The sequence below is a fragment of the Chitinophaga sp. genome, assembly GCF_035564935.1.
Lineage (GTDB): Bacteria > Bacteroidota > Bacteroidia > Chitinophagales > Chitinophagaceae > Chitinophaga.
On record NZ_DATMTE010000110.1, the window covers coordinates 1 to 10,816 of the forward strand.

Here is a 10,816-nt window from a genome sequence, read left to right on the forward strand (position 1 = left end):
AAACCAAGCGCGAGTCCTATAATACCGGCGCCGGCCAGCAATGAGGTAACTGCTTTATCCAACTGTAATATATTCAGTGATATAAATAATCCCAGCAATAAAAACAATCCATAAAATAAACTGGATACCAGGCTTGAAATGGCGGATGATTCAGACAACCTCCGGGAAAAGCCATAGGTGAGTTTCCGGGTGAAGCGCGCCAGCAATAAGAACAAGGCAAAAATGATCACCGCCAATACAAAATTAGGCGTCATTTTCACCGCTGCTACCAACCAGTTATGTAGCTTATCGAAGATCAGCTGACTATAGCTGGTAAATTGTTCGCTCATATACTATAGAATAAAATGCACAATACCTGTAAATATCTCTACAGACTTATATTTCATATAAAAAAAAGGCAGGTGAATAACCGGCCTCAGACAGGATAGGTTTTGCCACATTAAACACTTTCACACCGTTGATCTGGCCTTCCAGTTGTCCTACATGCGCATGCCCATGGAAAGCCGCAATTACTTTACGTCTTGTAAGCGGCTCGGCCAGGCGGGAGCAACCCAGGAAAGGATAGATCTGTTCCGACTCTCCTATTACTGTTTCCACTACAGGTGCATAATGCATTAAAGCAACCTTCCTGATATCCGGATGTTCCTGGTCCAGCCGCGCCAGCGCCCTGTCAAGCCGCAACGCTTCATCCACGCCGGTTTGCACAAAACTCTTCATTTCCCCTTCCCCGAACATGGAAAGCATATGCCCGTCGAAGCCGCCGCCAAAGCCTTTTACACCGGCGAACCCGATGCCGTTGATCATGGTGCATTCACCATCCAGGATATGTACTTCACGGGCCTCCTGGATAATTTGCCTGATGAGTTTATGCCTCCCCTTTTCGTAGTCATGATTGCCCAGTACAGCTACTACAGGGATGGTGCAGGCAGCCAGTTCACCCGCCAGCACCTGCGCTTCCGATTCATCGCCGGTATCGGTAAGATCACCTGCAATAAGCAACACATCTGCCCTGGCAGATATCTCTTTAAAATAATCTGCCCACTTCCCTTTATCATTGGCGCCTACATGCAGATCGCCTACCGCTGCTATCTTTGCTGATTGTTTTTCTGCTGCCATCATCAAACGGTTTTTATGGTAGAAGATTTATAGTCCCATTCTTTTATATCAGTGGCATATTGCGTTTGGTCTATCACCGGTCCCCGGCAAACCCTTTCTGTTGGCGGCGGCAGCTCGTACTGCTCCAGCGCCCGCTGCATCATTTCCGCAAAAAGCCAACGGGGAATAATACGGTGAAAATCTGCCGGGTATACAAACTGGAAGTTGATCAGCTGCTGCAACAGCAAATGCCAGTGCTGATCAAGACGGAACAGGATCCGCTTCCAGTTGAGCGGGTAATACCGCAGGATAATATGATTTACATCCGCTCCATCATACCGCTCCCTGTTCTGTACATAAACCTTGCACCAGATCAGTTCTTCCGGCGATATCAGCTTTACCGGCACCCCTTCAAAAATAGCATCCACCGCATGTTCATACCAGGTATCATCTACCCGGCAAATGTTATTAACAGTATCAAAAATGATATCGATGAAGTACTCGCCTTTGAACACTTTGGCCAACCATCGCACATCGGTTAATTCCACTTCGTAACCCTCCAGCTTACCGAAATACTTCAGGATCTTCGGATATTCTGTCCATTTACAAAAGATATCCAGGTCTTTGGTGTCCCGGTAAATACCCGTATAGTGGAACATGGCAAACGCACCTCCCAGCATAAATGCGGCGCCGCTTTCATGCAAATGCAGCAACGCCTCCTTATAAAAAGCATGCGCCTCACTGCTGTGCACTGCCGCTTCAAAAACCATGTGTCCGTTTAAATTTGCCATAGTTGCTAGGTGTTGATAGGAAAAGTAAAATCCAAACGTTATGCCATGCATACAACATGGTTTGTTTTTTGGACACGCACTAACGTATACCCAACTTTCGTTACTTATAAATCCATATACAATGGCTACTACTCAAACCAGGAAACCCGGTACGCGGAAAAGCAGCCGCACCGCTGCACCGAAAAAAGCAACGCCGAAAAAAGCGACGGTAAAAAAAACAGGTACCATTGCCAGGAAAAAAAAGGTGACTTCATTTGATAAATTCAAAACGTTTGGCGATAAACAATACACCGGCGTACAGGTAGGCAGGGGCCATCACTGGCATTATGACCAGGGCGACTGGAAAGAAACCAAGATCACTCCCGATCTCTGGGAAATCTCCTATGCAGTTACCAAACGCCGCACCGGGCATGCGCCGGAAGGCTCCGGCGTACCGGTAGGCACGGCTTATCACTGGTACATCCTGGCACATCAAAGCGCCGTAAAACTGGATGCTAACGATTACGCCACTACGATGACGGGGCTTAAATTCAAAATCGCCCACAAGCGCGCGGATAAAAACAAATGGAGCACATCAGGACCAACACAAAGGAAGCACCTTATCGCCTTTCTGAAAAAATTCATCGCACAACTGGAAAGTGAGGTGATCCCGCTGGAATTTGAACTGAATGGTAAAAGCTATAAAGGAGAAGCGGTGCCTATATCGGAAACCTGCGCCAATGGCGTGTGTTATGAAGCGGAAGTGATGTTGAACGATGAAGCCATCGGGATTATCCGTTGCGCTAAAAGCGGCTGGAAGATGGACCTGGTGAAAGATAAGAAACTGATAGACGCTATTGGTAACAGTATAAGCTTATGGTTTGAATAGCAGGGAGGAATTACTTCCCCCCTGCATACTTCTTTTATAATTTATAACCCGGGTTTTGTACCAGGTTAGGATTTGCATCCAGTTGCGCCTGCGGAATGGGGAACAACTGGCGGAAAGGCTGATCGGCCGGGTGGAACTGCCAGGCGCTGTTCCATTTGCCAAAGCGGATCAGGTCCTGACGGCGGCAACCCTCCCAGATAAACTCACGGCCACGCTCTGCCAGCAGGTTATCAAACGTGAGCGTAAGCAACGGTTTGGCAGTGTCGAAGCTGCGTGCCCGCACCTGGTTTACCAGGGTGAGCGCAGGACCAGCCTGACCCGTACGCAGCAGTGCCTCCGCCTTGAGCATCAGCGCATCTGCATAACGGAAAATAACAAGGTCGTTATCCTGGTCTGAATAAGCAGTATTTTTCTGGATCTCATATTTAACGATACGCACCCCTTCTGTTTGCGTGGCATTGGCCAGGTCGCCTATTGTGCTGGTAAAGATCAGCGGCGCTCCCTGCTCTGTTTTCAATGGCGTGCCATCCTGCGCATATTGCTGTCCTTCAAGGAACATGGTTTTACGCTTGTCGTCGTTGTCGAACGACTCATAGAACGCCTTTAATGTACACCATCCATTCCACGGGGAACTGGGCAGTCCGTAAGTATAACGGCTGTTGTAGTGCAGCGTAAGATAGTGCAGCATCATACCTTTGGCGTTGATGGCATCATAAGGCACCACGAAAATATTCTCTTTTGAATTTTCATTTTTGGTGGAGAAATTAGAAAAATAATTGGGTTCCAGCTGGTATCCTATGGCAGTAACGGAATCGCACATACGAATACAATCTGCCCAGCGTTGGGTACCGGTATATACTTCGGCATTGGCGTATAGTTTTGCCAGCAACATAAAAGCCATGCCTTTGGTTACTTTCCCATAATTCTTTGTATCCAGGGTGGATGGTAATATGGCCAGGTTATCTTTGACCTCCTTTTCAATGAACGTGAATACTTCTGCGCGGGGTGTGTTCTTTGGCGGTTCTGTTTGATCAAAGGAAGTAACTACAGGCACATTGCCAAAGGCATCCATGGCGAGGTAATAGTGATAAGCGCGCAGCACTTTCATCTGGCCAATGATCTGGTCTTTGGTAGGAAGCACCACGGACGAACCTTCCAGCTTTTGCAGGATGGCATTCACCGGGTTCACACCATCGCGGTAAATGAAGTTCCACATGTCGTTGATGTACTGGTGAGTAATGGGAAATTCATGGCTGATGAGTACACGCCATAAACCGCCTTCGTTCCAGTCCGCACCACGCGATGGCACCGTGGTTTCATCGGTAGTTACTTCATTCATTTTCCAGTAGCTGTCGCGGTACCCGCGCATTTTGGCATAAGCGCCGTTGGCAAATGCGTTGAGTTCATCTTCCGTTTTGAGGAAGTTTTCATCGGTACCCCTGTCGTAAAATGTTTCGTCGAGTTTGGTGCAGCTGAATGCCGAACAGATCATGCCGGCCAGCAGGGTATATTTAAAGAATGCTGATTTCATATTGATGGTTTTTATTTAAAGTTTACCGTAAAGCCTACTGCGAAAGAACGTGTTTTCGGATATACGTTACGGTTATCAATACCCGGCGCAAGGCCGTCTATAGGTAGTTCCGGATCCAGGCCGGAATATTTGGTGATCACGAACAGGTTTTGCCCGGAGATATATACCCTCGGGTTGGCAAACAGCTTGCTGTTGGCAGCGGGAATGCTGTAACCAAGCGAGAAGTTGTCCAGCCGCAGGAACGCGCCGTTTTCAATGAAGCGATCGGATACGTAGGTACCGCGGATATCGCTATCGGCATACTTCGCCATGGCATTGCGGCCGGGCAAACGGCTGAAGCGGTCGCTCAGTACCAGGTCTGTAGCGTTGAAGATCTGGTAGCCAAAGAGACTGCGCAGTAAAAAGTTCAGGTCAAAATTCTTATAGCGGAAAGTATTCGCCAAACCTGCCTGGTATTTCGGTAAGCCATTACCCGCCACGCGGCTGTCGCTGCGGAAATCGAAACTGCCGCTGCCGTCAATATCTTCAAACTGCTGGTTGCCATTGGCATCAATACCGGTATAATGCGGGATGTAAAAGGTACCAATGGAATAACCCGGTACTACTTTCACGATCTGCACAGCGGTAAGACCGCGGGCGCCCACCGTACCATCATAAATGGCATCACTTTTAAACTGGTCGTTGGCAATAGACAGGATCTCGTTATAGTTACGGGAAATATTAAAGGAAGCGTTCCAGCTGAAATCCTTGTGATCAATGATCGCACCGCTGAGCGACAACTCCACCCCTTTGTTGCTGATCTTACCCACGTTGGCCAGCATAGATGGGAACAGGTAAGGCGGCGAGGGCACGTTGTAGTTGAACAGCAGGTCTTTGGTGCGCTTGTCGTAATATTCCAGTGTTCCGCTGAGGCGTCCTTTAAACATGGTGAAGTCAAACCCGGCGTTAAATTGTGCAGCGGATTCCCAGCGCAGGTTGGGATTTTCGTTCTGCCCTATCTGGTAGGAAGTAACCCAGCGGCCGTTGTCCAGCACCTTACCACCGGGACTGTAAGTGAGCGGTGATTTATAGTTCTGGATCTCCTGGTTACCCGTAACGCCATAGCCTACACGAAATTTCAGGTCCTGCAGCCAGCTGCTGTTCTGCAGGAAAGGTTCCTGCGTAATACGCCATGCCAGTGAGGCAGAGGGGAAGGTACCCCATTTCTTATCTTTACCAAAACGGGTGGAACCATCACGGCGCACGGTACCGGTGAGCAGGTATTTATCGTTGTAGCTGTAGAACACACGGCCTATAAAAGACACCAGCGAGTTTTCTTCCGCCCCCGAAGCCACTGCCGGCTGATCGCCCTGTCCTGCCCCGAGATTGTTATAACTGAAAATATCGGATACAAACTGTGTATTACCTGCCGACATGCTGTTCCTGAAAAAGTTCTGGTAGGAATAGCCCGCTGTTACTTTCACCACATTTTTCCGCCATTGCTGGTTGTAAGTGAAATAGGTCTCCAGTGTTTTATTATCCCAGGTTTGGGAAGCGCGGGTGGCGGTACCGTTGCTGCCAGCGCCTTCTATTACCGGCGATTCTTTTGAATAATACAAACCGCGGTCGCTGGAAGCGCGTTCAAGTCCAAGGAGCAGGTCGTAGGTAAGGTGACTGGTAATATCATACGTAGCTTTTGCGGAACCTATAAATTTATTCAGGGCCCGCTGGTGTCTGATCTGGTTGGCCAGGGCAACGGGATTGTAGTTGTCGTTGATGTCCAGTTTTTCAAACCAGGAACCATCTGCATTATAAACAGGCGCTGTTGGGTTGTAGGCAATGGCCTGTTCCCAGATGCGGTTATCGCCGTTACCATCCGGATCGGTGCCTACATATTTGTTCTTTTCTCCTACATAGTTCATGGAGAGGCCGAGGCGCAGGCGGTTGTCGAAAACGCCCTGGTCCAGCGTGATGCGGCCAATGATGCGTTCCAGGCCGGAGTTCAGTACCACGCCTTCATTGTTGAGATAGTTCACAGATGCGCTGTAGCGGGTATTGTCTTTTCCGCCGCTCATCGATAAATTATGGCTATGGCTGATACCCGTGCGGGTAATGGCTTTCTGCCAGTTGGTAGAAGACCCGAGGTCAAATGCCGAGGCATCAATATTATTATCTTTCAGGTATTTGCGATAGTCTGATGCGCTGAGCACATCATAGGTGTTCGACATCTTTTCCATACCTATATAACCGCTGTAGGATACCTGTGTAACGCCTTCCTTACCGCGACGTGTAGTAACAATGATAACGCCATTGGCGCCCCTGGAACCGTAAATGGCTGCTGCCGATGCATCTTTCAACACATCAATAGATACGATATCATCCGGCGGCACGGCGTTGATGTCGATACCGGGAATACCGTCTACCACGAACAGCGGCTGGCTGCTGGCAGAGAGCGAAGAGGCGCCCCGGAGACTGATGCTGATCTTACCGTTGGGGTTACCACCGGGTTTGCTGATCACGAGGCCGGCTACTTTTCCCTGCAATACCTGTACGGGATTGCTGATAATACCTTTATTAAATTCTTTAGGGGTGATGCTTACAATGGATCCGGTGAGGTCTTTTTTCTGAGCGGCGCCATACCCGATCACTACTACTTCCGTAAGGGCGCTGGACGACTTTTTCAGTTGCACCTCCATGGAGGCTTTCACCGGGAGCTCCAGCGGCTCATAACCTACATAGCGGAACAGCAGCGTACCACCAGCGGGAGCATCGAGGGTGAAATTCCCTTTTTCATCAGTAACGGTGCCGATAGCGGTACCTTTTACCTGTACCGTAACCCCCAGCAGCGATGCATGGTCATCGGCGCCGGTGACATGGCCTTTCACGCGGATGTTTTCCCAGGCCGTGTTTTCGGGGATGATCACCACCAGGTGGCCCTCCAGCTCTTTCCAGGCAAAGCCGCTGCCGGAAAGAACCTTATCCAGCACCTTTTCCAGCGGCTCTTCCGCAGCGGTGATGCTCACCCGCTGCTGCAGGTCTACTTTACGGTTGCTGTACAGGAAACGTACATCGGACTGGCCGGCGATGCGGTCCAGTACCTTTTTTATTTCCGTGTCCTTTACATTAAGGCTGATACGTTTCTGGGAATACCCGGTGGCAGCCACCTGCATACAGGAAAGTAAAACAATAAAGAATGATAGCTTCATAATGATCAAATGCTTGAGCATGGCGGTTCTTCGCCGGCATGCATCCGATTGGTTGACTTTTTCCATAAATTTGTGATGATAGGTGATACAATAGCAAGGCCCTGCCATCCCGTCCAAAGGGGCCGGCGCTTTGCTGATAAGCCTTCACACAGGGAATGTTCGTAGCATTTCCTGTGCTTTTTTTCATTGAACTGTTTACAGGTTTTCTAGTTTTTCATAACTGATTTTTAGGTGAACGTGCTAATAAATGATGATCCGCGCGCTTTGATTATCAAAATGGAACTCTTCTGTTAGTTGTAAAGCCTCCAGCGCCTGGGTAATGCTTTCAGAAGCAAAGGAGCCGCTGAATATATAGTTTTTCACTGCTTCGTTTTTAAATTCAATTTTAACGCCGTACCAGCGTTCCAGCAGTTTGGCCAGCTGATCAAACCGGAGCGCTTCAAACTGGAGGCGGTTGCTTACCCATGCCGTTTCCGACAGGGTGCTGTCAATTACCGGTAAGCTGGCGGCTTTTGCCATGGCTACTTTTGATACCACCGGTTTTATCATTAATTTTTTTTCCGGAGATGCCGGCGCCGTAGTGCTGCCGATGGCCAGCTTTTCGTACGGGCGTAGCCGTACTTTCTGTTCCGGCGCTTTATCGAGATATACTTCCACTGCGCCTTCCAGCAGGGTGGTTTCATATTGTGCGTCTTCCGGGTAGGCTTTTACGTTAAAAGCCGTACCAAGTGCATGGATGTTCATAGTGGCGGCATGCACCACAAAAGGGCGGGCAGGGTCCTTTGCCACTTCAAAGAAAGCTTCTCCATCCAGCCATATTTCCCGGGTGCGGGCATTCAGCCGGCAGGTAAGATGGCTGGAGGCGTTCAGGTGCACCATAGTGCCATCGCTGAGGCGGAAATGCCGGCGTTCGCCGTTGCGGGTTTCCACCAGCTGCAGTTCTTTCTGCCAGCGGGTTCCCTGCCACAGGTGATAACCTGCTGTACACAGCAGTCCGGCCAGGGCGGCGGCAGCCACCCATTTCCACCAGGCCACAACTTTTACAGTCGCTTTACCGGCGGGTTCCGCTTTTGCCATCATCTCACTAAAAACAACCGCAGGAGGCGCTTCCGGTTCCGGCGCCGAATGCCAGTATTGTTCCAGCAAGGCTACGTGCTGCGCCCATTCCGGGTGTTGCAGCAGTAAAGCCGCCAGTTCCTCCCGGCCGCTTTCATCCAGCGTGCCGCTGAGTTTTGCCGTTATTAATTCATCCAGGCGATGATGGTGCATAAGTGCTGTTTAAATGTTCCCAGGGAGAGAGACACGAAAGAGAAGGCGATTACCTACAGCCGGTAAAAAATTTTTCAGGGAACATGAATTTTGGGGCCCGCGTCCCTGCTGTATTGCTGCAAGGCTTCGCGCAGGCGGCTGGTAGCGCGAACCAGCTGGGTTTCTACGGTGCGCGGGGAAATTTCCAGGAGCAGGGCCACCTCTTTATATTTAAATCCTTCCTCCCGGATCAGGCGGAAAATAGTACGGCCCTGGGGCGAAAGGGTGGCGATGGCTTTATCCAGCCATTGCTGCATTTCCTTCCATTCCAGTTGCGGGTGTACATCTCCCGCAAGCGGGGCGCTTTCTGCTTCCAGTTCCAGCCACTGGTGTTTCTGCTCATCGCGGTGATGGTTGTAGCAGCGGTTGCGGACAGCGGTATATAAGTAGGTTTTCAGATACAGGATTGGTTCACCTTCCCTGCGGTTTTTCCAAAGCTGCACAAATACATCCGACACAATTTCTTCCGCCGCTTCCCTGCTGATGGCCAGGTCTGTTGCAAAACGCACCAAACGGGGATAAAAATGATTAAACAACTGCCGGAACGATTGCTGATCGTCCGCCTTGCAAACCGCATCCCACAGTACCTGTAAATCAATTGCTGGCATACTTCCTTATTAGACGAAAAACATTCCCCGTCAAAATAGCTAAATAATTATGATTTTCAAGTGCTGAAAAGTAAAGATGGCATAAAGCCGGCCCATCAGATGCCAAAAAGGCATCCGGAATAAACTGGAGATAAATTTGAGCCGCTTCCCTATTATGGATAACTCAATTTCATTTCTTACGCATCAGGCGTCGAACGATAGGAGTTTATTAGATGCCTATTCTCAAACCGTTACCGGCGTAGTGGGTACTGTAGCCGAATCGGTGGTACATATAGAAGTACAGAAGAAGGTAAGCGACCAGCGAACGCGGGAAAGGCGTACGCAGGGAGGCACCGGTTCCGGCTTCATTATTTCTTCCGATGGTTTTATTATTACCAACAACCACGTAGTGGAAAATGCCGACAGTATTAAAGTGTCGTTTACAGACGGCCGGCGGGTGAATGCAGAGATCAAAGGGACCGACCCATCCACCGATATTGCTGTATTAAAGATCGATGAAAGCGGATTAAAGGCCATGCCGCTGGCAGATTCTTCTGCGCTGCAGGTAGGGCAGATCGCCATTGCCATCGGCAACCCGATGGGATTGCAATACACCGTTACCGCCGGCGTGGTAAGCGCACTAGGCCGTACGTTGCGGGCCAGCAACGGCAGGCTGATCGATAACGTGATCCAGACCGATGCCGCTCTCAACCCCGGTAACAGCGGTGGCCCGCTGGTAAACTCATCAGGACAGGTAATTGGTGTGAACACGGCGGTGATTGCCTCCGCACAGGGACTTTGCTTTGCCATCTCCTCCAACCTGGCCGCACAAATTGCGGGGCAGCTTATCCTCCACGGTAAGATCCGCAGGGCGCAACTGGGAATTGCCGCCCAACCGGTAAACCTCAGCAGCAGGATGATTGGCGCCAACAAGCTGAATACCCATACCGGCGTATACGTGTTTGAAACCGTGCCCGATGGCAACTTCTATAACAGCGAACTGCATATTGGCGATATCATTATCGCTTTCGACGGCAAACCGGTAACTTCTGTTGATGACCTGCATCTGCTGTTATCCGATAAACAGATCGGCAGGAAGATCCCCGTTGAAATACTAAGGGGTGGCAGGAAACAGGTAGTGGAAGTGATTCCCGGCGAAATAAAAAATTAATAGTGGCACCTGAAAAATGAGGCTGTTCCGGAGCTGTATGCTCCGGGGCAGCTTTTTTTTATGCCTGCCCCGGAAAAAATATTTCATAAGTAAACAAACATTTACTTACTTTGCAATAACAATTAACTTATGCGACCTAAAAATTTAGAGAAAGAGGAAGCCATCCGCACTATTGCCTTGCAGATCATCGCCGGAGAGGGACTGGAAAACCTTACCATGCAGAAGCTGGCAAAAGCGGCCAACATATCGCCCAGAACGATTTATATAAAGTATAAGGATA

9 protein-coding genes and 1 pseudogene are annotated in these 10,816 nt (G+C 49.6%); 3 read left to right on the plus strand and 7 right to left on the minus strand.

Annotation, left to right across the window (positions count from 1 at the left end):
* From VN105_RS02935 to VN105_RS02945, 3 genes and pseudogenes are all read right to left on the minus strand, one after another.
* Positions 1 to 329: pseudogene (locus VN105_RS02935) on the minus strand (mechanosensitive ion channel family protein); the annotation flags it as partial.
* 46 nt (positions 330 to 375) lie between these two features.
* On the minus strand, positions 376 to 1,119 hold the full coding sequence (locus VN105_RS02940; protein ID WP_325637754.1) for a metallophosphoesterase family protein: 744 nt from the start codon (positions 1,117 to 1,119) through the stop codon (positions 376 to 378).
* Positions 1,119 to 1,886, minus strand: coding sequence for a nucleotidyltransferase (locus VN105_RS02945; protein WP_325637756.1), 768 nt, complete (start codon positions 1,884 to 1,886; stop codon positions 1,119 to 1,121). Before VN105_RS02945 ends, VN105_RS02940 begins: the two co-directional genes overlap by 1 nt.
* A gap of 121 nt (positions 1,887 to 2,007) precedes the next feature.
* Between VN105_RS02945 and VN105_RS02950 the strand changes: the two genes are divergently transcribed.
* A complete protein-coding gene (locus VN105_RS02950; RefSeq protein WP_325637758.1) occupies positions 2,008 to 2,754 on the plus strand; it encodes a hypothetical protein in 747 nt (248 codons plus the stop codon).
* A 34-nt stretch (positions 2,755 to 2,788) separates the two neighbouring features.
* Here VN105_RS02950 and VN105_RS02955 read toward each other — a convergent pair whose 3' ends face one another.
* From VN105_RS02955 to VN105_RS02970, 4 genes are all read right to left on the minus strand, one after another.
* The gene (locus VN105_RS02955) at positions 2,789 to 4,285 is read right to left on the minus strand and encodes a RagB/SusD family nutrient uptake outer membrane protein (protein WP_325637760.1); all 1,497 of its coding nucleotides are present in this window, start codon (positions 4,283 to 4,285) and stop codon (positions 2,789 to 2,791) included.
* An 11-nt stretch (positions 4,286 to 4,296) separates the two neighbouring features.
* Entirely contained in the window at positions 4,297 to 7,470 is a 3,174-nt protein-coding gene (locus VN105_RS02960; RefSeq protein ID WP_325637763.1) for a TonB-dependent receptor, read from the minus strand.
* A 240-nt stretch (positions 7,471 to 7,710) separates the two neighbouring features.
* Positions 7,711 to 8,739, minus strand: coding sequence for a FecR domain-containing protein (locus tag VN105_RS02965; RefSeq protein WP_325637765.1), 1,029 nt, complete (start codon positions 8,737 to 8,739; stop codon positions 7,711 to 7,713).
* 74 nt (positions 8,740 to 8,813) lie between these two features.
* On the minus strand, positions 8,814 to 9,386 hold the full coding sequence (locus VN105_RS02970; RefSeq protein WP_325637767.1) for an RNA polymerase sigma-70 factor: 573 nt from the start codon (positions 9,384 to 9,386) through the stop codon (positions 8,814 to 8,816).
* A 154-nt stretch (positions 9,387 to 9,540) separates the two neighbouring features.
* On the opposite strand from VN105_RS02970, the gene VN105_RS02975 reads away from it, so the two are divergent.
* A complete protein-coding gene (locus VN105_RS02975; RefSeq protein WP_325637769.1) occupies positions 9,541 to 10,536 on the plus strand; it encodes a S1C family serine protease in 996 nt (331 codons plus the stop codon).
* Positions 10,537 to 10,665: 129 nt separating this feature from the next.
* Positions 10,666 to 10,816 (plus strand): TetR/AcrR family transcriptional regulator (locus VN105_RS02980; RefSeq protein WP_325637771.1); only part of this gene is annotated, 151 nt, incomplete at its 3' end.

Coding starts and splice junctions, on each gene's coding strand:
- VN105_RS02940 (WP_325637754.1), bottom strand. CDS start 1,119: ATGATGGCAGCAGAAAAACAATCAGCAAAGATAGCAGCGGTAGGCGAT.
- VN105_RS02945 (WP_325637756.1), bottom strand. CDS start 1,886: ATGGCAAATTTAAACGGACACATGGTTTTTGAAGCGGCAGTGCACAGC.
- VN105_RS02950 (WP_325637758.1), top strand. CDS start 2,008: ATGGCTACTACTCAAACCAGGAAACCCGGTACGCGGAAAAGCAGCCGC.
- VN105_RS02955 (WP_325637760.1), bottom strand. CDS start 4,285: ATGAAATCAGCATTCTTTAAATATACCCTGCTGGCCGGCATGATCTGT.
- VN105_RS02960 (WP_325637763.1), bottom strand. CDS start 7,470: ATGAAGCTATCATTCTTTATTGTTTTACTTTCCTGTATGCAGGTGGCT.
- VN105_RS02965 (WP_325637765.1), bottom strand. CDS start 8,739: ATGCACCATCATCGCCTGGATGAATTAATAACGGCAAAACTCAGCGGC.
- VN105_RS02970 (WP_325637767.1), bottom strand. CDS start 9,386: ATGCCAGCAATTGATTTACAGGTACTGTGGGATGCGGTTTGCAAGGCG.
- VN105_RS02975 (WP_325637769.1), top strand. CDS start 9,541: ATGGATAACTCAATTTCATTTCTTACGCATCAGGCGTCGAACGATAGG.